Annotated in this window: 22 protein-coding genes and 1 tRNA gene; all 23 read right to left on the bottom strand. The window is 56.2% G+C overall.

Annotated features, from left to right (window positions below; all coding sequences use genetic code 11):
* Position 1 precedes the first annotated feature (1 nt).
* The 23 genes from proS to tig all read right to left on the bottom strand — a co-directional run bounded on the left by proS (position 2) and on the right by tig (position 24723).
* Entirely contained in the window at positions 2 to 1318 is a 1317-nt protein-coding gene (proS, locus tag AABE20_RS08025) for a proline--tRNA ligase (RefSeq protein WP_338332577.1), read from the bottom strand.
* A gap of 142 nt (positions 1319 to 1460) precedes the next feature.
* Complete coding sequence (locus AABE20_RS08020) at positions 1461 to 3104, bottom strand: ribonuclease J (RefSeq protein ID WP_338332576.1); 1644 nt, start codon at positions 3102 to 3104, stop codon at positions 1461 to 1463.
* A 9-nt stretch (positions 3105 to 3113) separates the two neighbouring features.
* Complete coding sequence (locus AABE20_RS08015) at positions 3114 to 3926, bottom strand: type III pantothenate kinase (protein ID WP_165990837.1); 813 nt, start codon at positions 3924 to 3926, stop codon at positions 3114 to 3116.
* A 2-nt stretch (positions 3927 to 3928) separates the two neighbouring features.
* The gene (locus tag AABE20_RS08010) at positions 3929 to 4678 is read right to left on the bottom strand and encodes a biotin--[acetyl-CoA-carboxylase] ligase (RefSeq protein WP_338332575.1); all 750 of its coding nucleotides are present in this window, start codon (positions 4676 to 4678) and stop codon (positions 3929 to 3931) included.
* A complete protein-coding gene (nuoN, locus tag AABE20_RS08005; RefSeq protein ID WP_338332574.1) occupies positions 4675 to 6117 on the bottom strand; it encodes an NADH-quinone oxidoreductase subunit NuoN in 1443 nt (480 codons plus the stop codon). Before nuoN ends, AABE20_RS08010 begins: the two co-directional genes overlap by 4 nt.
* A 62-nt stretch (positions 6118 to 6179) precedes the next feature.
* Positions 6180 to 8120: an NADH-quinone oxidoreductase subunit L gene (gene nuoL / locus AABE20_RS08000; RefSeq protein ID WP_338332573.1), complete on the bottom strand. Its 1941-nt coding sequence runs from the start codon at positions 8118 to 8120 to the stop codon at positions 6180 to 6182.
* 8 nt (positions 8121 to 8128) lie between these two features.
* Entirely contained in the window at positions 8129 to 8452 is a 324-nt protein-coding gene (nuoK, locus tag AABE20_RS07995; protein ID WP_059024068.1) for an NADH-quinone oxidoreductase subunit NuoK, read from the bottom strand.
* Positions 8449 to 9162 (bottom strand): NADH-quinone oxidoreductase subunit J, encoded by a 714-nt coding sequence (locus tag AABE20_RS07990; protein WP_338332572.1) that lies wholly within the window; start codon positions 9160 to 9162, stop codon positions 8449 to 8451. Before AABE20_RS07990 ends, nuoK begins: the two co-directional genes overlap by 4 nt.
* A gap of 36 nt (positions 9163 to 9198) precedes the next feature.
* Positions 9199 to 9687 (bottom strand): NADH-quinone oxidoreductase subunit NuoI, encoded by a 489-nt coding sequence (gene nuoI, locus AABE20_RS07985; protein WP_338332571.1) that lies wholly within the window; start codon positions 9685 to 9687, stop codon positions 9199 to 9201.
* The gene (gene nuoH / locus AABE20_RS07980) at positions 9684 to 10715 is read right to left on the bottom strand and encodes an NADH-quinone oxidoreductase subunit NuoH (RefSeq protein ID WP_165990831.1); all 1032 of its coding nucleotides are present in this window, start codon (positions 10713 to 10715) and stop codon (positions 9684 to 9686) included. The genes nuoI and nuoH overlap by 4 nt, the downstream gene beginning before the upstream one ends.
* A gap of 4 nt (positions 10716 to 10719) precedes the next feature.
* On the bottom strand, positions 10720 to 12801 hold the full coding sequence (gene nuoG, locus AABE20_RS07975; protein ID WP_338332570.1) for an NADH-quinone oxidoreductase subunit NuoG: 2082 nt from the start codon (positions 12799 to 12801) through the stop codon (positions 10720 to 10722).
* Positions 12802 to 12806: 5 nt separating this feature from the next.
* On the bottom strand, positions 12807 to 14135 hold the full coding sequence (gene nuoF / locus AABE20_RS07970; RefSeq protein ID WP_338332569.1) for an NADH-quinone oxidoreductase subunit NuoF: 1329 nt from the start codon (positions 14133 to 14135) through the stop codon (positions 12807 to 12809).
* Between the two features lie 11 nt (positions 14136 to 14146).
* A complete protein-coding gene (locus tag AABE20_RS07965) occupies positions 14147 to 14782 on the bottom strand; it encodes a complex I 24 kDa subunit family protein (RefSeq protein WP_338332568.1) in 636 nt (211 codons plus the stop codon).
* Positions 14779 to 16062 (bottom strand): NADH-quinone oxidoreductase subunit D, encoded by a 1284-nt coding sequence (locus tag AABE20_RS07960; protein WP_338332567.1) that lies wholly within the window; start codon positions 16060 to 16062, stop codon positions 14779 to 14781. The genes AABE20_RS07965 and AABE20_RS07960 overlap by 4 nt, the downstream gene beginning before the upstream one ends.
* A complete protein-coding gene (locus tag AABE20_RS07955; RefSeq protein WP_338332566.1) occupies positions 16062 to 16721 on the bottom strand; it encodes an NADH-quinone oxidoreductase subunit C in 660 nt (219 codons plus the stop codon). The genes AABE20_RS07960 and AABE20_RS07955 overlap by 1 nt, the downstream gene beginning before the upstream one ends.
* Entirely contained in the window at positions 16714 to 17277 is a 564-nt protein-coding gene (locus AABE20_RS07950; RefSeq protein ID WP_338332565.1) for a NuoB/complex I 20 kDa subunit family protein, read from the bottom strand. The genes AABE20_RS07955 and AABE20_RS07950 overlap by 8 nt, the downstream gene beginning before the upstream one ends.
* A gap of 12 nt (positions 17278 to 17289) precedes the next feature.
* Positions 17290 to 17655, bottom strand: a complete 366-nt coding sequence (locus tag AABE20_RS07945; RefSeq protein ID WP_059024086.1) for an NADH-quinone oxidoreductase subunit A — start codon at positions 17653 to 17655, stop codon at positions 17290 to 17292.
* Positions 17656 to 17871: 216 nt separating this feature from the next.
* A tRNA-Val gene (locus tag AABE20_RS07940) sits at positions 17872 to 17946 on the bottom strand.
* Between the two features lie 87 nt (positions 17947 to 18033).
* On the bottom strand, positions 18034 to 18321 hold the full coding sequence (locus AABE20_RS07935; RefSeq protein WP_086637932.1) for an HU family DNA-binding protein: 288 nt from the start codon (positions 18319 to 18321) through the stop codon (positions 18034 to 18036).
* Positions 18322 to 18462: 141 nt separating this feature from the next.
* Positions 18463 to 20964, bottom strand: a complete 2502-nt coding sequence (gene lon, locus AABE20_RS07930; protein ID WP_338332564.1) for an endopeptidase La — start codon at positions 20962 to 20964, stop codon at positions 18463 to 18465.
* 204 nt (positions 20965 to 21168) lie between these two features.
* Positions 21169 to 22434, bottom strand: coding sequence for an ATP-dependent Clp protease ATP-binding subunit ClpX (gene clpX, locus AABE20_RS07925; protein ID WP_165990824.1), 1266 nt, complete (start codon positions 22432 to 22434; stop codon positions 21169 to 21171).
* A gap of 120 nt (positions 22435 to 22554) precedes the next feature.
* On the bottom strand, positions 22555 to 23217 hold the full coding sequence (locus tag AABE20_RS07920) for an ATP-dependent Clp protease proteolytic subunit (protein ID WP_194301039.1): 663 nt from the start codon (positions 23215 to 23217) through the stop codon (positions 22555 to 22557).
* Positions 23218 to 23388: 171 nt separating this feature from the next.
* The gene (gene tig / locus AABE20_RS07915; protein ID WP_338332563.1) at positions 23389 to 24723 is read right to left on the bottom strand and encodes a trigger factor; all 1335 of its coding nucleotides are present in this window, start codon (positions 24721 to 24723) and stop codon (positions 23389 to 23391) included.
* Positions 24724 to 24760 lie beyond the last annotated feature (37 nt).

The raw sequence follows: 24760 nt of genomic DNA, 5'->3' as shown, positions 1-24760 counted from the left end.
ATCAGCCCGCCAGAACCAGAGCCAGCGCTTCGTCCACACTCAGCTCCTGCCGCTCACCTGTTGCGCGGCGTTTGAGTTCCACCCGGCCTTCCTTGGCGCTACGGGGGCCAACAACAATCTGCCACGGGTGGCCCATCAGGTCCGCATCGGCAAACTTTACCCCTGCCCGTTCGGGGCGATCATCATACAAAAAGTCTTCGGGGGCTTTGGCGTAAATCTGCTCACACATTTCATCGCACACGGCATCACCGGACTTCAGGTTCAGAATGGCTGCACGGAAGGGTGCTACGGAATCGGGCCAGATAATACCGTTTTCATCGTGGCAGGCTTCAATAATAGCCCCGGCAAGGCGGGATACACCAATGCCGTAAGACCCCATTTCGGGGAAGAACTGCCCGCCATCAGCGCCACTTACGCTCACCCCCATGGATTGGGTATATTTGGTGCCAAAGTAGAAAATGTGCCCGACTTCCACCCCGCGGCCTTCGCGCTTCTGCTCGTCCGGCACGGCGTCCCATGCAACGGTATCGTGCATTTCATCCGTTGCGGCATAGGGCGTGGTTACGCGGGTAAAGAAGGCCTCCAGCGCATCGGGGTTGTTGGTATCAACCGGTTCGTCCAGCCAGTCCTGATCTTCCAATGCGGCATCATAGAACACGCCGCTCTCACCCGTGGGAGCCAGAATAAGGAACTCGTGGCTCAACTCTCCCCCGATCGGTCCTGTATCCGCCCGCATGGGCACTGCACGCACACCCAGACGCTGGAAGGTACGCAGGTAAGCCAGCATCATACGGCGATAGGTCGCCACGGCTGATGCGTAGTCCACATCAAAGCTGTAAGCGTCCTTCATCAGGAATTCACGGCCACGCATGACGCCAAAACGGGGGCGCATCTCGTCGCGGAACTTCCACTGAATATGGTACAGAACCTGCGGCAGATCCTTGTAAGATTTGACCGTCTGACCAAACAGATCGGTCACCATTTCCTCATTGGTTGGCCCGTAGAGCAGTTCGCGCTTGTGGCGGTCCTGAATGCGCAGCATTTCGGGGCCGTAGGCATCGTAACGGCCAGAACGGCGCCACAGGTCGGCGGACTGCAAGGTGGGCATAAGCACTTCCTGCGCATCCACCCGGTCCTGCTCTTCACGCACGATCTGGCTGATATTGCGCAGCACTTTAAGCCCGGCTGGCAGCCATGCATAAATGCCCGAAGCCGTCTGGCGGATCAGCCCCGCGCGGAGCATGAGCCTGTGAGAGACGATCTGCGCCTCTGCCGGATTTTCCTTGAGAGTGGGAAGAAAGCTGCGCGAAAGACGCATGTACATTCAGCCTTGTATGGGGCAGACCTCCGGCAAAAAAGAGGTAGCCTGTGTTGTCTGTGATTCAGATGTAAAACAGCCCTGAACAAAAGAAAACCCGGCAGAACCGGGCTCTCTTACTTCGTCTCTACGTTCCTGTGGCTTACACGCGCAGCACGTGCACATCCACCAGCGGACGCTTTTGCAGCTTGCGGCCCAGAGCGCGACGCAGCGCTGTTTTGGCAGCCTCGCGGAAGGCGCCATCTTCATTACGCAATTCGTCGGGAATAACGTCCAGCGCGTTGGCGAATTCCTCACGCACACGCACACTTTCCAGATCATCCGGGTCCAGCAGGCCGGGTGCGCTGACCTTGGGATCACCAATAACAAAGCCTTCGTCATCCACGGCAAAGCTGCCAATAACAATGCCGTTGAACAGCATCTTGCGCCGAGCAGCCAGCACGCCACCATTCATGGGCAGCAGGCGGTTACCATCGAGCGCCAGACGGCCCGTGGGGGCTGTGTCCACCACTTCCAGCTTGCCGGGGGCAAGGCGCAGAATATCGCCGTCCTCCATCAGAACCGGGGTTATGCCCATTTCCTGCGCCAGAGCGGCCTGCGCGGTCAGGTGGCGCCATTCGCCATGCACCGGCACAACATGCTGGGGCTTGAGCAGTTCGTACATTTTTTGCACATCACCACCCGTGGCGTGGCCGGATACATGCACAAAATGTTCGCGGTCGGTAATAACCTTAACGCCACGTTTGGCCAGATTATCCTGCACAGCCATGATCGCCCGTTCGTTGCCCGGAATCATGCGGCTGGAATAAATGACTGTATCCCCTTCCCCGAGGGAAATATTGGGATGCACATCCATGGAAATGCGTGACAGGGCCGAACGCGGCTCGCCCTGACTGCCAGTGATGATCATAAGCAGCTGGTCATCAGGCACGTCATTCACGTCCTGCTCGCTCAGGAACGGCAGCACACCGGACAGGTAACCGCATTCACGCGCAGCCGTGTCCAGATTCCGCAGCGAACGCCCGACCAGCACTACGGTGCGGCCTGCCGCCTGCGCGGCCATGGCAATGGTTTCCACCCGCGCCACGTTGGACGCAAAGCAGGTGACCGCAATACGCCCCTTAAGGCTTGCCACCAGTTCGGTCATGCTCACGCGCACTTCGGACTCGGAGCGCGAAGGGCCGGGCTTCATCACGTTCGTGCTGTCGCATACCAGCGCCAGAACGCCTTCCTTACCAATTTCGGCAAGGCGGTTCAGGTCTGTTGCCGGGCCAACCAGCGGTTCGGGATCGAACTTCCAGTCCCCGGTGTGGACAACAATGCCCGATGGCGTCCGCAGCACCATGGACTGGGCTTCGGGCACCGAATGCGTAACAGGCACGAATTCAATATCGAACGGCCCAACATCAAAGCGCGCACCGGGCATGACAACACGGATCGGCACATCCATCAGGCGGGCTTCGGCCAGCTTGCGGCGCAGCACGGCACTTGCAAATGGGGTGACATAAATAGGGCATTGAAGCATGGGCCAGACATGGGCCACGGCACCAATATGGTCCTCGTGCGCATGAGTAATGACCAGCCCGGCCAGTTTGTTCCTGCGTTCGACAATAAAGGCCGGGTCTGGCACCAGAATTTCCGCCTCTGGCGTATCATTCCCGCTAAAACCAATACCGCAATCAATAGCCAGCCATGTATCGCCCTGACGATACAGGTTGAGGTTCATGCCGATCTCACCCGTTCCGCCCAAGGGCAGAAAGGCCAGATCGCCGTTCTGTTCAGTCATAGTATTCAATTATCCTTCAGCCAAAAAATCTCGTTCTACTGTCAGTTTCGGCAGGGGGTTCCTCCCCGCCAGCAAGCGCAACCCATTGAGGGTCAGCATTGAATCCACATGGTCAAAGACCGTCGTCCCTTCCGAGAAGAGCGGAGCCAGACCGCCTGTTGCGAGCACCTTCATGGAAGGCCCCACTTCACGACGGATCCTCTCGACAATCCCCTCGATCAAACCGACATACCCCCAGAACACCCCTGAGCGCATGGCTGCAACCGTATTCCGCCCGATAGCGGAGTCCCCTACAGGGCGACCAATACCAATACGCGGAAGCCGTGCTGCGGCCTGATGCAGTGCCTCGACCGACAGATTAATGCCGGGCGCAATAACACCGCCACAATAGCTTCCTTCCTGATCCACCACATCAAACGTGGTGGCTGTTCCAAAATCAATCACCGTTAACGGGCCGCCATAGGTATAATGCGCGGCAAGTCCGTTAAGCAGACGGTCCACCCCGACCTCGTCCGGGTTATCCATCTTTATGGCAAACCCCCAGTCCAGACGGGCGGAGGCCAGCAGTGGCTCTACAGCAAACCACTGGCGGCATAAAGTGCGCAAATGGTAGAGTGCGGCTGGCACCACCGTGCCAATAACAGCCCCCTCAATATCATCGGGGGTCAGACCCTGCGTTTTGAGCAATGCCTGCAACCACACCCCATATTCGTCCGAAGTCCGCTGGGGCTGCATGGTAATACGCCAGACACCACGCCACTTCTCGCCGTCATGCACTGCAAACACAACATTGGTATTCCCTGCGTCAATGACAAGTAGCACCCCTACGCGCCCTTTTCCATAAGCAGAATATCCCCTGTTGCGATTGTCTTCATGCCACCTTCCGTGTCCAGCAGCAGGCGACCGTCTTCCGCCAAGCCTGCAAAGAACCCTCTCTCATAAGTAGTCCCGCCCCGAACGACAAGGGGGGAGCCTACAGGGTGCGCCCTTTCCAGCCAGGCGGCGCGAATGGCCGCAAAGCCTTTTTGTCGCCATTGCGCCTGCCAGAATGCCAGCCCGTCCAGCACAGAGCGGGCCACACGCTCCACATCCGGCACCGGGCCACATTGCGCCAGATGGGCCACCTGCCGCTCAAGCACACTCGGATCGGGGGCGGACACAAGGTTTGCCCCCATACCAATAAGAACGTAGGGGCCTTCCCGCTCGATCAGGATGCCTCCCATTTTCTGCCCATCAAGCAGAATATCATTTGGCCATTTGATCATCAGGTGGGGCTGGGCTGCGGGGAGTGCCCGGATCAACCCGTCATAAAACCCGAGCGAGGCAACAAAAGGCCAGCCGCCCAGTGCATCCGGCCCGGCCTGCGCCGCATCCAGCACAACGCTGAGCGCCAGCCCCTGCCCTCCGTCCAGCCATGTGCGGCCACGGCTACCGCGACCTTTGGTCTGGCGGCGGGCCAGAACCGCCATGCCGGTTACATCTGCACCCGAGCGGCAGGCATTCAGGCAGTAATCGGAAGTCGATGGCAGCTCATCAAAACAGGTCAGCTGCCAATAATCACTCTGCCCGTTCATCCAGCCAGAGCAAGTGCGGCCTGATGCGCCACAGACATGATTGGCCCAAGCACAATGGCAAAAACCACTGTTGCAACACCCATCCCGCCTGAAACAAACAGAAGGCTGGGAGCAGGACGATCCAACGCATCGGCTGGCGCATCAAAATACATAATTTTTACAACCCGCAGATAATAATAAGCACCCACTACACTGGACAATGCGCCAATGCAGACCAGCGCGTAAAGGCCAGATTGCCATGCGGCTGCAAAAACCATGAACTTGCCAAAAAAACCGGCCAGCGGAGGAGCGCCCACCATGCTGAACATAAAAATGGCAAGCGCAAGCGCCATACCCGGGTCCGAGCGCCCAAGCCCTGCCAGATCGGTAATGGCATTCACCTCACGCCCGTTCCGGCGCATGGCGGTAATGCCCGCAAAAACGCCTGCGTTCATAACAAAATAGGCGGCAAGGTAAATAAGTGTTGCCTGCGTACCAACGGTGGAGGCCGCCGCAAGCCCCATCATGGCGTACCCCATGTGGCCAATAGAGGAGTAGGCCATAAGCCGCTTAATGTTGGTCTGGGGAATGGCCGCAAACGCCCCATAAACCATGGACAGGACGGACACGGTCTCAACCAGTATCTGCCAGCGGGGGGCAATGGAGCCAAAAGGCCCGGCCATAACACGCAGGAACAGCGCAAACGCTGCAAACTTTGGCGCTCCGGCCATGTAAGCCGTAACCGGTGTGGGCGCACCTTGGTATACGTCTGGTGTCCACATATGGAACGGCACAGCGGACAGCTTGAAGCACAGCCCCACCACAACAAACACAATACCCACGACCAGCCCCATGGGCGGCATGGCCGAAGCCCGGACCGCATCCACCAGCCCTGTATATTCCATGGTGCCTGCATAACCATAAACGAGCGAAATGCCGTAAAGCAGCAGGCCAGACGCCAGTGAGCCGAGGATAAAATACTTCATCCCCGCCTCGGACGAGAGAACATTATCCCGCTCCACAGCGCACAGAATGTAAATGGAGAGAGACGACAGTTCCAGCCCGACAAACAACGTCATCAGGTTAGCCGAGGACGCCATGAGCATAGCCCCCAGCGTGGAAAACAGCATGAGCACCGGCGTTTCAAACGGCAAGGTCTGCCGTTCGGATGTGCGGTAACTCACACTCAGCGCCACGGCCACAAAGCCACCCGACAGAATAAGTATCTTCATGAACCGGGCAAAACCGTCATTCACAAATGTTCCGGCATACCCCGCCCCCGAAGGCGAAAGCACGACCAGAAAGCCACAAAGCAGAAACGCAACAAGACTGAGTATGGCAGCAGGAAAGAACCCCTCCCCTTTCCGCTGGAGCACACCGGCCACCAGAATGAGAATACCCGATAAAGCCAGAACAATTTCAGGCAGGGCTACAGTCCAGTTGAACACTGTCATACTCATCGCTGCGCACTCCGCAGAGGATAGGAAGAGAACAAGGTCGGAATGGCGTTGGTCATGCTAAATCACCCGCACAGCGCAACTGTCAGCAGCACCACAAGCCCTGCCAGCATGGTAAAGGCGTAAATGGCAATGGAGCCGGTCTGGAGGCGGATCGCCTGCAACGCGCCATCATGCGTGGCGCGCACAACATCTAGCGGCAGACCTTCCACCACGCCTTCGTCCCCACCTTTCCACAACACGCGGGCAAGAACTGCATAAGGGCGCACGAAAATCCGGTCATACAGTTCGTCAAAGTACCATTTGTTGAGCAAGAACCGATAGATCGGCCCAAAGCTACGGGCCAGAGCCGCCGGTATTTGCGGAGCACTCACATACAGAACAAAAGCCAGCGCAATGCCCGCAAGACCCGCAATACTGGGAAGCAGGGCAATTAGCGATGGCACATGCTCGAACGCCTCCATAATATGGTTGGTGGGCGCGTTAACAATGGCCCCGTTCCAGAACGCATTGTGGTGCGTGCCAATGTAGAACGGTGCAAGAGCAACACCGGCCACAACAGCCCCTACGGACAGGACCAGCAGCGGTATGGTCATAATTGCCGGACTTTCATGCGCGGCACCATGGGCATGCTCATCATGCGGTTTGCCATGAAAGACCAGGAACAGGAGCCGCCAGCTATAAAACGCCGTCAGGAAGGCCGTAATGCTCCCCATAGCCCAGGCGTAATGGCTGTAGGATGCATCGGATGCCCAGAGTGCGTTCAGAATGGCATCCTTGGACCAGTACCCCGCAAAGGGATAAACCCCCGCCAGCGCCAGACTCCCCAGCCACATGACCACATAGGTAATGGGCAGTTTTTTCCACAGCCCGCCCATGCGGAACATATTCTGCTCGTCATGCATGGCATGAATGACCGAGCCTGCGGCAAGGAACAAAAGCGCCTTGAAAAAAGCATGTGTGGTCAGGTGGAACACAGCGGCCTGATACGCCCCCACCCCAACAGCTGCAAACATATAGCCAAGCTGCGAGCAGGTGGAATAGGCGATCGTGCGTTTAATATCGGGCTGCACCATGCCAACGGTTGCGGCAAAAAAGCAGGTTGTCGCACCGATCAGAATAACAAAGGTACGCGTACCCGGCGCAAACTCCAGCAAGGGCGACATACGCGCCATAAGGAACACACCGGCCGTAACCATGGTTGCCGCGTGAATAAGGGCGGATACGGGGGTCGGGCCTTCCATGGCGTCAGGCAGCCATGTGTGCAGGAACAACTGGGCCGATTTGCCCATGGCCCCCACAAACAGCAAAAAGCAGATAACCTCCAGCATACGGAAGGAAACACCGCACACCTTGTATGGTGCGGAAAGCACATCGGGCACTGCGGCAAAAATGGCATCGTACTGCACGGAATGGAACAGAACGTAGATCAGCCCTATGCCAACAATAAAGAACAGATCCGCCACACGGTTAACCACAAAGGCCTTTATGGCCGCAGCCGTAGCTGCCGGGCGGTCATACCAGTAACCAATGAGCAGGTAACTGGCCAACCCCACCCCTTCCCAACCAAAAAACAACTGGATCAGGTCGTTGGAAGAGACCAGCATGAGCATGGCAAAGGTAAAAAGAGACAGGTAGGAGAAAAACCGATAGGTCGGCATGCTCTCATGGCTCATGTAGCCAATACTGTAGCAATGCACGAGCAACGACACCACAAGCACCATGCTCACCATAGTGACGGAGAGCGTGTCAAACCGCAGGGTCCATGTTGCGTCAAAACCCCCGGCATGCACCCACTGCGCCAACGGCACAGCCGCATGCGGAAAGCCCCCGGCCCACGCACCACACAGCGCTCCAACGCTACAAAGAGCGGCAACCCCCATACAGGCAATAGCCACAACCTTGGCCAGCGTATCGCCCATAAACCGGCCACCAAGGCCCGCTACAACTGCCCCCGCCAAAGGGGTAAGCACGGCAACGGAAAACAGGTTGAGTTCTGTTTGCATAACGCTGCTCATCCCTTCATCATCGTCACGTCTTCGACCTGAATGGAGCCGCGATTACGGAAGTAGACCGTAACAATAGCCAGACCAATGGCCGCTTCGGCTGCGGCAATGGTCAGCACGAACAGCACCATGACCTGCCCCGACAGGTCCCCATGAGCCGCGGAAAACGCCACCAGATTAAGGTTGGCCGAGAGCAGGATCAGCTCCATGGACATGAGCAGAACAATAATGTTCTTGCGGTTCAGAAAAATACCAAACACCCCCAGAACCAGAAGTGCGGCGCTGACAAACAGGTAAGGTCCAAGCCCTACAGACGCGATTGCCGTGTTCATGCGCCTTTCTCCTCCGTTTCCGTCTTTTCCGGCTCGCCCGCACCGTAGGAACCGGGAACCGCAATTTCGTAATAGGAGCCTTTGGGCCGCAGGAAACCACCCTGCTCAAACACGTTTTCGCCAAGTGGCAGATTAACAAGCTCCAGCGTTTCTTCACGTGTGCGTGCATGCTGGCGCCCAATGTTCTGGCGGCGGCCTGTTGCCGTGTCGCGCAGGGTCAGCACGATCGCGCCGATCATGGCAACCAGCAGAACAAGCCCACATGCCTGAAACAGCAGCACATAATGTGTGTAAATAACCGTGCCCAATGCTGCCGTGTTGGTCAGACCCGGCGCCACTGCCAATGGTGTGGTTACACCCGTAGGGGCCATGCGCCAGTTACTAAACGCCATGACCAGCTCGCCCAGCAACACGCCACCAATACACAGGCCAAGGGGGGCATAACGCTGGAAGCCTTCGCGCATGCGGCTGAAATCTATATCCAGCATCATCACCACAAACAGGAAGAGAACCGCCACCGCACCCACGTAAACAATGACCAGCAGCATGGCCAGGAACTCGGCTCCCGCGACAAGGAACAACCCTGCTGCGTTAAAAAAGCCCAGAATCAGGAACAAAACCGCATGAACCGGGTTGCGTGCGCTAATGACCATGCAGGCCGAAAGCAGCAATACCGCCGCAAAAACGTAAAAAACGAGCTGTGCCATCATTGGCCAACCTCCTGCCCTAGCGTGGTCTGCATCTGCTCAGCGATACGGCGCATCAAGTTCCAGCCTCCGTGCGAGCAGGGATTCCCAACGGTCTCCATTCGCCAGCAGCTTGTTCTTGTCGTACATGAGCTCTTCACGGGTTTCCGTGGCAAATTCGTAGTTTGGACCTTCAACAATTGCATCCACAGGGCAGGCTTCCTCGCACAGGCCGCAATAGATGCATTTTGTCATGTCAATGTCGTAGCGCGTGGTACGGCGCGAGCCGTCATCGCGCTGTTCGGCCTCAATGGTAATGGCCTCTGCCGGGCATGTGGCCTCGCACAGTTTGCAGGCAATGCAGCGCTCCTCCCCGTTGGAATAGCGCCGCAAAGCGTGTTCCCCCCGAAAACGGTGGGACAGCGGCCCTTTTTCGTACGGGTAGTTCAGCGTAACCTTGGGCTGGAACATCATACGGAACGTGGAGACCATGCCCGCAGCCAGTTCCTTGAGCATGAAGGCCCGTAATGTGGTGCCAAGAGTGCTCATGAATTCACCCCTCCCATATGCGGCAGCAGACCTGTTGCCATAAGAAAACCTGCCGTACCAATCATCCACAAGAGCGAGAAAGGCAGGAACACCTTCCATCCCAACCGCATCAGCTGGTCGTAGCGGAAGCGTGGGAACGTGGCGCGCACCCAGATAAAAACAAACAGACAGAACAGGATCTTAAAAATCAGCCAGAGCGGGCCGGGTATCCATGTCAGTGGCGCAATTCCAAGGGGGGGGAGCCACCCGCCAAGGAACAGAATGCTGACCATGGAGGACATGAGGATCATGTTCGCGTATTCGCCCAAAAAGAACAGGCCGAAAGCGAGCGATGAATATTCCACAAAAAAGCCAGCAACCAGCTCACTCTCCCCTTCGGGCAAGTCAAACGGCGCGCGGTTTGTTTCCGCCAATGCAGAAATAAAGAACACAATGAACATGGGGAACATGGGCACACAGAACCACACATGCCGTTGCGCCAGCACAATATCGTTCAGGTTCAGGCTCCCCACGGCCAGCAGAACGGACACAATCACAAGCCCGATCGACACTTCGTAAGAGACCATCTGCGCTGCGGAGCGTAACCCGCCCAAAAACGCATAACGCGAATTGGACGCCCACCCTGCAATCAGCATGCCGTAGACCCCAAGGGAAGAAATAGCGAGCAGATACAAAATGCCGACATTAATATTGGCAACCGCAAGCCCATTCCCTGTCGGGATCACCGCCCATGCCGCCATGGCGAGAGAGAAGGTCAGGAACGGTGCAAACAGGAACAGCGCCCTGTTAGCCCCCGCGGGGATAACCGTTTCCTTTACAATCATCTTGATCGCATCGGCAAAGGCCTGCAACAGACCGAACAGACCGTTCACATTTGGCCCCCGGCGGCGCTGCATGGCGGCCATAACCTTGCGCTCCATGAGCGTAAGGTAGGCAACACCAATCAGCAACGGCACCAGAACCGCCAGTGTTTCCAGCAGCATAAGCAGGATCTGGCCCACAAGGGTTTGGTAGAAAAAATGTGCCATTGCCTTACTCCGCTGCAACCGCAGGTACCGTGCCATAAACCCGAGAACACTCGGCCATGGTCTGGCTGGCGCGGCTTATGACATTGGTCTGGTAATAATCCTGAATAACCGGGCGCAATGGCGCTGGCATAAGCTCGCCCTCCTGCTTGGCGGGCAACACAGGCTGCTCCCCACCCTGACCGGCCAGACGCTGCGTGTTTTTGCCACCAAGGGCAAAAACCGGATTAACCTGCGCCATATGCGCACGCAGTTGTTCAAGTGTGTCATATGGCAATGTGTGGCCGACAACCTCGGAAAAAGCCCGGATAATTCGCCAGTCTTCCCGTGCCTCGCCCGGTGCGAACACAGCACGGAAGGCACGTTGCACCCGCCCGGCGGTGTTCACATACGTGCCCGGCTTTTCGGTATAGGCCGCACCGGGGAGTATAATATCCGCCCGCTTTGCTGCGGCATCCCCATGGTGGCCCAGATACACAACAAAGGTTTCTGGCGGAATGCGATCGATTTGTACGTCATCCGCACCCAGCAACCACAGGATTTCCACCCCGCCACGGAGCATACTCGCGGCATCGCACCCATGTGGGCCGGGCAGGAAGCCAAGGTCGAGCGCACCAACGCGTGATGCGGCCGTGTGCAGAATGTTCAGACCATGCCACTCGGGGGTTATGGCGCCGCAGGTCTGAGCCAGTTCGCGGCAGGCTGCGTAAATTGCAGGAGCATCGCGCCGGGTCAGAGCGGAATGCCCCACAATGATCATGGGATTTTTGGCATTTTTCAGCACTTCGGCAAACGCGTTCCGCCCGCTCAGAAGATCGGCCAGCACGTCCGGCCCATTACCAAGCACGTTTACGTCGTACGTCATGTCCGCCGTGGGCGCACCGATCATGCCAATGGGAAAACCACCCCGCCCGGCATCAACAAACCGTTTGCGAATACGGGCATTGAGCACGGGTGCTTCGTGCCGGGGCATGGTACCAACCAGCAACAGCGCATCCGCCTGATCTATTCCGCCAATATCGCTGTTAAACAGGTAGCCCGAACGCGCGCTTGTATCGTACCACGCACCATCCTGCCTGCAATCCAGATTGCCAGACCCAATACTTTGCAAAAGATCTTTTATTGCGCAAAGGCTTTCCGCATCACACAGATCACCTGCAATAGCCCCGATTTTGTCCCCCGGAACACCATCAAACCGCCGGGCCAGAGCGATCAACGCATCTTTCCATGAAACCGAAGAAATTTTGCCATGGACCCGCACCCACGGCCTATCCAGCCGTTTACGTTTAAGGCCATCAATGGAAAAACGGCCTTTATCAGACAGCCATTCTTCATTCACATCGTCATTCACACGGGGGACAATCCGCATAACCTCCCCACCGCGCGCCTGAACCTGAATGTTGGTGCCCAGAGCATCCATGACATCAATACTATCGGTCTTTTTGTATTCCCATGACCGGGCATGAAACGCCGATGGTTTGGCCGTTAACGCGCCAACCGGGCAAACATCAATCAGATTGCCCGAAAGTTCGGATGTCAGAGCTTTTTCCACATATGTGGTAATCTCGGCATTTTCCCCGCGAGAGACCAGACCAAGCTCGGGGGTGCCTGCCACTTCCGTGCTAAAGCGGACGCAACGTGTGCACTGGATGCAACGCGTCATAACCGTTTTGACCAACGGCCCCAGATCCTTGTCCGTTACCGCGCGCTTGTCTTCCTTATAGCGCGAAATACCGGCCCCATACCCATAAGCCTGATCCTGTAGGTCACACTCCCCACCCTGATCACAGATTGGGCAATCCAACGGGTGGTTGATGAGCAAAAACTCCATAACCGCACGGCGGGCACGGCGAACAACCTCGGTATCCGTAAAAATCTGCATACCGTCGGAAACAGGGAACCCGCAGGAAGCAACCGGCTTGGGCGCACGCGCCACTTCCACCAGACACATACGGCAGTTACCCGCAACAGACAGGCGCTCATGGTAACAAAAGCGCGGAATTTCCTTGCCTGCGGCCTCGCACGCCTGCAAGGCGCTGGAACCGGGCGCAACGTCTACCGGCGTGCCATCAACTATTACCCTGACCATTGCCGTTACTCCACTGCTGCCGGAACGCCACCGGCGGGAACCTGCACCAGCCCGGTGCTGCCATAAGCTGCTTTATACTGGCGGATACGCTCTTCCATTTCCGGCCGAAAATGCCTGATCAGCCCCTGTATGGGCCATGCGGCGGCATCACCCAGCGCACAGATCGTATGCCCTTCCACCTGCCGGGTGACCTGCTCAAGCAGATCAATTTCCTCAATATCGGCACGGCCCTGCACCATCCGATCCATCATGCGCATCATCCACCCCGTACCTTCACGGCATGGCGTGCACTGACCACAGCTTTCATGCTTGAAAAATTTGGAGAACCTTGCAATGGCTTTTATAATATCTGTCGATCTGTCCATCACAATCATGCACGCAGTGCCAAGACCAGAGCGTTCGGCACGCAGGCTGTCGTAATCCATCAAAACAGTTTCGCATACCGATTTGGGCAAAAGCGGCACGGAGCAGCCTCCGGGAATAACCGCCAGCAGGTTGTCCCAACCGCCACGTACACCACCGCCGTGTTTTTCTATGATTTCCTTCAGCGGCACACCGAGTTCTTCTTCAAAAACACAGGGCGTGTTGACGTGGCCAGAAATAGCCATGAGCTTGGAACCCGCATTGTTCGGCCGCCCCAACCCTGCAAACCATGATGCCCCACGCCGCATAATGGTCGATGTAACCGCAATACTTTCCACATTATTGACTGTGGTGGGGCAACCATAAAGCCCGACCCCTGCGGGGAATGGCGGCTTCATTCGGGGTTGGCCCTTTTTGCCTTCCAGACTTTCCAGCAAAGCGGTTTCTTCACCACAGATATAAGCGCCAGCACCACGATGAATCCGAAAATCAAAATCCCATCCGCTGCCTGCTGCGTTTTTTCCAAGCAGACCGGCGGCATAAGCCTCATCAATCGCGGCCTGCAAGCGTTCAGCCTCGCGGCAGAATTCCCCACGGATGTAAATGTAGGAGGCATGCGCACCCATCGCAAAAGATGCGATCATCGCACTTTCTATCAGCTTGTGCGGTTCGTGGCGCATAACCTCCCGGTCCTTGCAGGTACCGGGTTCGGATTCATCTCCATTAATCACCAGATAATGCGGTCGTCCATCGGACTGCTTAGGCATGAAAGACCATTTCAAACCCGTGGGAAAGCCCGCCCCACCGCGCCCACGCAGGCCAGATGCCTTCATTTCCGCAATAATGGCATCCCGACCTTTGGCAATAATGTCCGCCGTATTGGTCCAGTCACCCCGCTTACGGGCTGCCTCCAGCCGCCAGTCATTCTGCCCATAAAGATTGGTGAAGATCCGGTCCTTGTCAGCCAGCATGGCCGTCTCTCCTATTCCTGATCCGCCGTGGAAGGTGATAGCAGCGTTTTGCGCCCACCCTCGGGGGCCGAAACACTGCGGTTGATCATGGGGCCGGGTGTGGGCCTACGCCCTGCCCGCAACTCCGCTATAACCAGTTCCGTGCGTTCGGCATTCATATCTTCGTAGAAATCATCATCAACTTGCAGAATTGGCGCATTGGAGCACGCCCCAAGGCACTCGACCTCGCTCATGGTGAACAAACCATCTGCGCTGGTTTCGCCAAAATGCTGGATACCCGTTGCTTTCTGGCAGGCTTCGACCACATCGTCAGAGCCACGGAGCCAACATGGGGTCGTGGTGCAAACCTGCAAATGATAGCGCCCGATAGGCTGGGTGTTGAACATGGTGTAAAAAGACGCCACTTCGTAAACCCGTATGGCCGCCATGCCCAGACGCTGGGCAATAACATCCATGGCAGCAACAGGCACCCATGCACTCCCGGTTACGCGCCCCATCTGCCGTTGTGCAATATACAACAAGGGCATAACAGCACTTGCCTTACGTTCCTCCGGATATTTGGTGAGAACGCCTGCAATTTCTTCTTCCGATGCAGCGTCGAATACAAAGCTGTCCGGCTGCTCTGCCGGGGTCCAGACTGTGCTCATCGATCGACTTCCCCAAACACAAGATCAAGCGACCCGATAATAGCCACCATGTCGGCCAGCATACCGCGCCGTGAAAGCTCATCTATGGCCTGTAGATGGGCAAAACCGGTTGGCCGAATTTTGCACCGATATGGCCTGTTGCTACCATCGGCCACCAGATAGACACCAAATTCACCCTTGGGGCTTTCGACCGCCGTATAGGTGGAACCCGCAGGCACATGATACCCTTCGCTAAACAGCTTGAAGTGATGGATCAGCGCTTCCATCGACCGCTTCATGTCCGCTCTGGGCGGCGGGCTGAACTTGGGGTCCTGTACCTTAACGTCCCCGGCCTGCATCTGGCTTAGGCATTGCTCAATGATCTTGACGCTTTCACGCATTTCCGCAACGCGCACCAGATAGCGATCATAGGAATCACCCTGCCGGGTGACAGGCACATGAAAGTCCACCTTATGGTAATTATCATAAGGCTGATTACGCCGAAGGTCCCACGGCACGCCTGATGCACGCAGGCATGGGCCACTAAAGCCCCATGCCAGAGCCTGCTCGGTTGTAAAAACACCAATACCAACCGTGCGTTGTTTCCATATTCTATTTTCGGTCAGCAGACCTTCCAGCTCATCAATCCATGCTGGAAACTCCTTGGCCCATACGCCAATCCGGTCTTCCAGACTTGCTGGAATATCCCGCGCAACACCACCGGGGCGGAAATAATTGGCATGGAAGCGCGCACCCGATGCGGCCTCATAAAACTCCAGAAGTTTTTCGCGCTCTTCATACCCCCAAAGGGCGGGCGTTACCGCGCCGCAATCCAAGCCCATAGCTGTCAGATTGAGAATATGGTTTAGAATACGGGTAATTTCCGCAAACATCACGCGCAGCCACTTGGCCCGTTCAGGAATGTCGATCCCCAGAAGTTTTTCTGTGGCCAGAGCAAAAGCCTGCTCCTCACACATGGGGGAGACGTAATCCAGACGGTCAAAATATGGCAGCGCCTTCTGATACGTCTTGTATTCAATCAGCTTTTCCGTACCCCGGTGCAAAAGCCCAATATGCGGCACCGCGCGCGCTACAAGCTCCCCCTCCATTTCCAGCACCAGACGCAGCACACCATGAGCAGAGGGGTGCTGGGGGCCAAAATTGAGCGCGTGGGAGTCGATTTCGACAATTTTGTTTTCATTTTCCAGAGCTTTCTGTTCTGGCAACAGGCTCTGGGGAATGTCTTCTCGCAGGACGGTCTGTGCAAAAGCGAGAGATTCCGTATTTTTCTGCTCAGTCATCAACCGGACCTCTTCATGCCCTGCCGGACCTCGTGTGCTTTTTCGTCCCCCGGCAAGGTCAGCATACCTTCCCATGGAGAAACAAAATCGAAATCACGGAAATCCTGCGTTAATGAAACAGGTTCTTTAACAACCTGCCTGCGCTCCGCATCATAGCGGACTTCCTCATACCCAGTCAGCGGGAAGTCTTTACGGAGCGGATGCCCTTCAAACCCGTTATCTGTCAGAATCCGGCGCAAATCCGGCTGGCCAGAGAACAGCACGCCAAACAGGTCGTAGCATTCCCGCTCCCACCATGTTGCGCATGGCCACAGGTGATGCACAGAAGGCACCGCCCCATACTCATCCGTGCTAACCACTATTCTGATACGCCGGTTATAGGTCACGGATAACAGGTTATAGACCACCTCAAACCGTTGTGCGCGGGCTGGAAAATCCACCCCGCAAAGGTCCATCAGTTGTTCAAACCGGTAACGCGGGTCGTCACGCAAAAGGGTGAGGAACGGCACAAGGTGCTCACGCGTTGTGCGCACGACCAGTTCGCCCTTTTCCACCGCCGCATAAAAAACATGAGGCTGGGAGGCAAGGAACGTAAACGCCAGCGAACACAGTTGCCCTTCCAGGCGGGCCTGCCTTGGATTTATAGAAATATCAGCCACGGAGAATGGTCCCTGTCCGACGAATTTTTTTCTGGAGCAGCATAATCCCGTAGATCAGCGCTTCAGCCGTGGGGGGGCAGCCCGGCACATACACGTCCACAGGCACAATGCGGTCACACCCGCGCACAACGGAGTAGGAGTAATGGTAATACCCCCCGCCATTAGCGCATGACCCCATGGAAATAACCCAGCGCGGCTCGGCCATCTGCTCATACAAGCGGCGCAGAACCGGGGCCATTTTATTGGTCAGTGTGCCCGCCACAATCATCACATCAGACTGCCGTGGCGACCCGCGGGGAATAATGCCCATACGGTCCAGATCATACCGTGGCATATACGCGTGGATCATTTCCACCGCGCAGCACGCCAGCCCGAAAGACATAGGCCACAGGCTGCCAGTGCGCCCCCAGTTAACCAGCTTGTCCAGGCTTGCAACCACAAACCCTTTCTCAGCCAGCACACCGGTAATGCCGCGCACCACCGCATCCTGCTCCGGGCCGGGAGGCAGAGCCTCCCGGTTCCACATAATGGCGTTTTCGTTGTGATCTGTGGTCATGCTGGCGTCCCCTCAATCCCAGTCCAGCGCGCCTTTGCGCCATTCATACAAAAAGCCGATCCCCAGCACGGCCAAAAAACCAAGCATGGACAAAAAGCCAAACAGCCCAATCCGCCCAAGGCTTATGGCCCATGGGAACAGAAAGGCGACTTCCAGATCGAAAATAATGAAAAGAATGGCCACCAGATAAAAGCGCACATCAAAGCGGCGCCTGGCATCATCAAATGGGCCAAACCCGCACTCATACGCTGTGAGTTTTTCGGGGTACGGTTTTTGGTGCCCGCTTAACAGAGCCATACCGAGCATTGCGGCCGCAATAACAACCGACACGCAACCAAAAATCAGAACTGGGGCATAATCGCCTAGGACAGACTGCATGGAAAATTCCTGCACGCATGAAAAGCTTGCAATAAGCTGTTTGATGCAGTCACCCTAGACCCGCAACATGCAGACGACCATGCACGAACGCGTATGGTTGCGGCCACTTTGTTGTGAGGAAATACTTTTTGGCAGAAAAAAATAGGCTCCCTGCCCGGAGGAGGAAGCCATAATGCAGAATTGTAAATTCTGCCCCACAACACAAACTGTTGGGAATGGTGGGCGATGACGGGATCGAACCGCCGACCCTCTCGGTGTAAACGAGATGCTCTACCGCTAAGCTAATCGCCCGCGCCCTATGTGTCACAAAACAAAACGGCCGGCAACCTCTTTTTTCAAGAAATTGCCGGCCGGTCTGAAATTAAATCCGAAGGAGGATTATTTGCTAACAGCGTCCTTCAGTGCCTTGCCCGGCTTGAAGCGGACAGAGGTGGAAGCCGGAATATCAATTTCCTCGCCGGTACGGGGGTTACGGCCTTTGGCGGCCTTGCGGGTTGCGGTCACAAACGTGCCAAAGCCCACCAGACGCACTTCCTGCTTTGTGGACAGAGCTTTTTCAATCGCACCGAATACGGCGTCGACCACTTCTCCGGCCTTAGCCTTCGGCAGGTCAACGGCCTCTGCTACTGCTGAGACGAGCTCCTGCTTGTTAAGCGGCTTCTCCATCTTACGCCTTTCACTTTCTTTCAATTCATAGGGGCGGCGGGCGGGTTTCGTCCGCCTCTCCGCTGCCTGAACGCACTATGAAGCCGTTTTTTCCTACGTCAACCAAGCAAACGCAAACTTCGGACTTCTGGTGCATTTTGGTTAATGCGGCAGCACCGGAACAACTGTCTGCGCACCGTTTGCAGGCACTGGTTCAGGCACGTCCTCCCAATGAATGGGCGTGGGCTGGCTGACCAGAGCACGGGCCAAAACTTCGTCCACATGCGAAACGGGTACAATTTCCAGATTCTTCTTCACGCTGTCAGGAATTTCCGCCAGATCTTTCTCGTTTTCCTGCGGAATAAACACCGTGCGGATGCCCGAACGTACAGCAGCCAGAAGCTTTTCCTTCAGCCCGCCAATAGCCAGAACACGCCCCCTGAGCGTGATTTCACCGGTCATGGCAACGTCCCGACGGACGGGAATACCGGTCAGAACACTAACCAGAGATGTCACCATAGCCACACCGGCCGAAGGACCGTCTTTAGGAGTCGCGCCTTCAGGGACATGCACATGAAAACTGCGTTTGTCGAAGATGGTTGGCACGATTCCAAAACTGGCCGCCCGACTCCGCACAAACGAGAACGCCGCAGAGATGCTCTCCTTCATCACATCGCCCAGCTTGCCGGTTTCCACTATGCCACCCTTACCGGGCACCATCACGCTCTCAATGGTCAGGATTTCCCCGCCCACTTCGGTCCAGGCAAGACCGGTCACAACGCCCACCATGTCTTCCGCCTCAGTCTCACCGTAGCGGAAACGCTGAACGCCTGCGTATTTTTCCAAATTACGCGCCGTTACCGAGACCTTTTTGGCCTTGCCGGTCACAATTTCCTTAACCGCCTTACGGGCAAGCTTGGCCAGTTCGCGCTCAAGGTTACGCACACCGGCCTCACGCGTGTAGTAACGGATCACGTCACGCAGGGCTTCTTCGTTGATCGACCATTCACCCGGCTTGAGGTTATGGGCCTCGATCTGCTTGTTGATCAGGTGGCGTTTGGCGATCTCGACCTTTTCGTCCTCTGTGTAACCGGAGAGGCGAATCACCTCCATACGGTCCAGCAGCGGCTGGGGCATATCCAGACTATTGGCCGTGGTCACGAACATAACATCCGACAGGTCGTAATCGACCTCCAGATAATGGTCGGCAAACGTGCCATTCTGTTCCGGGTCCAACACTTCCAGCAAAGCGGAAGACGGATCACCGCGCCAGTCGGACCCCAGCTTGTCAATTTCATCGAGCAGGAAAAGCGGGTTGGACACCTTCGCCTTTTTCATTCCCTGAATGATCTTGCCCGGCATGGAGCCAATATACGTGCGCCGATGCCCCCGGATTTCAGCCTCGTCACGCACACCACCAAGGGACATGCGCACATAATGCCGCCCCGTTGCCTTGGCGATCGAACGCGCAAGGGATGTCTTACCCACACCCGGCGGCCCAACGAGGCACAGAATCGGTCCTTTGAGTTTTTGTGAACGGCTCTGGACTGCCAAATACTCCAGAATGCGCTCCTTGACCTTTTCCAGACCGTAGTGATCGGCGTCCAGAACCTCTTCCGCCTCAACCAGATCGTGGCGCACCTTGGTCCGCTTTTTCCACGGAATGCTCAAAATCCAGTCAAGATAGTTCCGCACAACACCGGACTCGGCGGACATCATGCTCATGCCACGCAGCTTTTTCAGCTCGCTCAGAGCTTTTTCGCGCGCTTCCTTGGAGAGCTTGGTTTTGACGATCCGCTCTTCAATTTCGGCCGTTTCGTCCTTGCCGTCTTCACCTTCGCCCAGTTCTTTCTGAATAGCCTTGAGCTGCTCGTTCAGATAGTACTCGCGCTGTGTCTTCTCCATCTGGCGTTTGACACGGTTGCGGATCTTCTTTTCCACCTGAAGCACGTCAATTTCTGCTTCAATATGGCCAAAGACCTTCTCCAACTGCCCCTGCACGGTGGGGGCTTCCAAAATTTCCTGCTTTTCGGAAATTTTGAGGGAAAGATGGCTGGTCACCGTATCTGCCAGCTTGGACAGATCGTTAATCTGGTTGAGCGAGACCAGAACCTCGGACGCAATTTTTTTGTTGAGCTTCATATATTGCTCAAACTGCGACACGATCGAACGGCCAAGTGCTTCCGCCTCTGGCCCAATGGCGGCCTCGGCGGGCATTTCCTCAATATCAGCCTCAAAGTGGCCGTTTACCTCATGCAGCGCCTTAACGCGCACACGGCGCACACCTTCGACCAGCACCTTGACCGTGCCATCGGGCAGCTTGAGTAGCTGCAGAATGGTGGAGAGCGTTCCAACCCGATAAATATCATCAGGCGTGGGGTCGTCCTGTGCCGCATCTTTCTGGGCGACCAGCAAAATGTGCCGGTCGTCTTTTGTGACCGAGTCCAGTGCGCGCACGGACTTTTCCCGCCCGACAAACAGCGGCACAATCATGTGGGGGAACACCACAATATCGCGCAGCGGCAGAACAGCCACATGCGCGCTTTTGGTCGCGGCTTCCACTGCCGTTGCGTCAACCGCAGGAACAGACTGTTCGGGCACGGCCGAAGCAACCTGATCGCTTTTGCGCCTACGCCGTGGTGCCGGTTTTTCGTTATCAGCCATCGTCATGACCTCCCGATAAGGACGATCGGTGCCGGGCACCCGCCAAGCGGCATACCCCTGCACTGAAGAAGATACCCCCTAAGGGAGATACCCCTGTGTTTCTCTTATGTTGTTATGCCCACAGCCCGGAACAATAGGGCAGAGGCAAGAACAGCACGAACAGGTGACCCGCTCGTGCTGCTTACGCTAAAACTCTAACCTGCCTCAGGCAGATTGCTCTGCTGGCACGTCTTTTTTCTTGCCATACACATAGACCGGACTGGCTTTTCCATCCGCCACCTCGCGGTTGACCACAACCTCCTCGACCGTATCGAGTCCGGGTAGGTCAAACATGGTGGACATGAGGATGCTCTCCAGAATGGAACGCAACCCACGAGCCCCCGTCTTGCGAACAATGGCCCGGTCCGCAATGGCCTTGAGCGCATCATCCGTAAAGGACAGTTGGACATCCTCCATCTGGAAGAGGCGCTGGTACTGCTTGACCAGAGCATTTTTTGGCTCGGTCAAAATCTTGATCAGTGCGGCTTCGTCCAGATCACCCAGCGTTGCCAGCACTGGCAGACGCCCGATAAATTCAGGAATAAGGCCAAACTTCATCAGATCTTCAGGCTCAACGTCGTGCAGGATTTCTCCCATCCGGCGGTCATCAAGCGAGCGCACATCGGCCCCAAAGCCAATACCCGTACCCTTGCCGCGCGCAGAGATAATTTTATCCAGCCCGGCAAAAGCCCCACCGCAGATAAAGAGCATGTTGGTCGTATCCACCTGCAGGAACTCCTGCTGCGGATGTTTGCGACCACCCTGCGGAGGAACGGAGGCAACCGTGCCTTCCATAAGCTTGAGCAGAGCCTGCTGAACGCCCTCACCACTCACATCGCGCGTGATGGAGGGGTTGTCCGATTTTTTGGAAATCTTGTCGATTTCGTCAATATAGACAATCCCGCGCTGCGCGCGCTCCACGTTATAATCAGACGCCTGCAACAGCTTGAGAATGATGTTTTCAACATCTTCCCCCACATACCCCGCTTCTGTCAGAGTTGTGGCGTCCGCCATTGTAAAGGGCACATCCAGAATGCGCGCCAGCGTCTGGGCCAGCAGGGTTTTACCCGAACCCGTAGGACCGATAAGCAGGATGTTGGACTTGGCAATTTCAACTTCGCCAGCCTTGGTCACCTGCGACAGGCGCTTGTAGTGGTTATGCACCGCTACGGAGAGCACCTTTTTAGCCTGCATCTGACCAATAACGTAGTCATCCAGAACCTTGCAGATTTCCTTGGGAGTAGGAACACCCTCGCGCGACTTGACCTGCATGGTCTTGTTCTCTTCACGGATAATATCCATGCAGAGTTCAACGCATTCATCGCAGATAAATACGGTGGGACCAGCAATAAGCTTGCGCACTTCATGCTGTGACTTGCCGCAGAACGAGCAGTACAGCGTGTTCTTGGAATCTCCGGACTTTGTACTCATCAGCCCACTCCCCCGATCACCCCGGACTCCGCAGAACCAAGGGCCAAACCCCGAACCTTTCCTGCATGCCCGGGGACAGACAGCCTCCTTACTGTAACAGGAGGCTTAAAGTATGCCAGATTAAGGATGGCTTTTATCCTTTTTACCTGCTTCTGCCGCTTTGTGGTGGCTGATCACTTCATCCACAATACCAAAAGACTGGGCTTCGCCTGCGGACATATAGCTGTCTCGCTCAAGCTTTTGCTCAATTTCTTCCAGCGTACGGCCAGTATGTTCACGGTAGATTTCGTTCAGACGCTGCCGGATAATCAGAATTTCCTTGGCCTGAATCTCAATGTCGCTTGCCTGCCCCTGTGCACCACCAGAAGGCTGGTGCACCATAACACGCGCGTTGGGCAGCGCGAACCTGCGCCCTTTCTCGCCACCGGCAAGGAGCAGAGACCCCATGGATGCCGCCTGACCGATGCACACTGTGCTCACCGGGCTGCGGATGTATTGCATGGTATCGTAAATAGCCAGACCGGCCGACACAACGCCACCGGGGCTGTTGATGTAGAAGGAAATTTCCTTGGTCGGGTTCACACTTTCCAGATACAGAAGCTGCGCAGAAATAAGCGAAGCCACCTGATCATAGACAGGCCCGGTCAGGAAGATGATCCGTTCCTGCAACAGGCGGGAATAGATATCAAAAGCCCGTTCACCGCGAGAGGTCTGTTCGACCACCATCGGCACCAGTGCATTGCTGAAAATCTCAACGGGATCACGATCCCTCATACCACTCATTCCCGTACAAAAAACTTAAACGCCCCTCCCTGCCTTCTGCCATGGACAGAACCAGGGTCAGGCACACCGATTCAAGATAGAGATAAAGTGGCAATATGCCACCCCAGAAACGAAAAACAGCCCCAAAAAGAATGTCCCGCCAGTTCACACTGGCGGGACAGAGCCGTTTTATCAGATATTAGCTGGGGGAATATCTGATAGCTCCTCCAGACTCACGTCCTTGTCCGTGACTTTGGCAAGCTCAATCAGGTAATCGACAACCTTGTTTTCAAAAATCGGCCCGCGCAGGGATTCTGCGGCCTGCGGATTCTTCTGGAAGAATTCGAAGACCTCTTTTTCCTGACCGGAATACCGCATGGCTTCGGCCCGTACCGCACGACCCAGTTCTTCAGGGCTTACGGAAATGCCATTCTTGCGGCCGATTTCGGCCAGCAGCAGACCAAGCCTTACGCGACGTTCCGCAATTTTGCGGTAGTCGGCACGCAGGGTGTCTTCGTCCTTGTCCTTGTCTTCGTCATCAAGCTGACCAGCCTTACGGTCTGCTTCCACACGATTCCAGATCTGCTGGAACTCGGCTTCCACCATCCCTTCTGGGGCGGGGAAGTCAGCCTTGCCGGAAAGAATGTCCAGCAGGTCGCGCTTGATGCGCAGGCGGGACATCTGGTCGTATTCGCCTTCGATCTGCTTGCGCACCAGATCCTTAAGCTGCTCAAGGCTTTCAAAGCCCATGTTCTTGGCCAGATCTTCGTCCACCGGAGCATCAACAGCCTTTTTAAGCTGCTTTACCTTGATGTCGAAGGTTGCTTCCTTACCTGCCAGTTCTTCCGCGCCGTAGTCTGCGGGGAACGTCACGGTAATGACTTTTTCTTCACCCGGCTGCATGCCTTCGATCTGCTCGGCAAAGCCCGGAATAAAGCCTTCGCCACCGATCTCGACATTGACGTCTTCAGCCGTGCCGCCATCAAAAGCAACGCCGTCCTGCTTGCCAACAAAGTCAATGGCAACAACGTCGCCCTTGGCTGCGGGGCGGACTTCCTCGATCACTTCAAACGTGCGACCGCGCTTGGCAATATCTTCCAGCACCTTGTTGATGGCTTCGTCAGCAACAGGGGTTTTCAGGCGGGTCAGGGCGAGATCGGAAAGGTCCGGCACGGTGATTTCGGGCAGGATTTCGCTTTCCACCTTGAATTCCAGATCCGCACCCTTGTCTTCCTGACCGGAAACCAGATCAACCTTGGGCTGACCGGCGGGGCGCAGACCGCGTTCTTCAAACACGGTGCGAATGGCGTCAGAGACAGCCTGCTCAAGCACTTCGCCCCAGATGGCATCGCCATAACGCTGGCGCGCCAGAGAGACAGGCACCTTGCCCGGACGGAAGCCCGGCAGGTTCAGATTGCCAGCAACTTCCTTAAGGCGCGCATCACGCTTAGCCTCAAGTTCCGCGGCCGGAACTGTAACTGTGAAACCACGCTTCAGCCCTTCAGAAAGGGTCTCGGTAACCTGCATCGGCCAGGCCTTCCTCTCGGTACAAAAAATCAGTCAC

The sequence above is a fragment of the Acetobacter zythi genome, assembly GCF_963921165.1.
In the GTDB taxonomy this organism is placed as follows: Bacteria; Pseudomonadota; Alphaproteobacteria; order Acetobacterales; family Acetobacteraceae; genus Acetobacter.
Note: the sequence above shows the minus strand (reverse complement) of the source record. Positions and strands in the feature narration are given on the sequence as shown.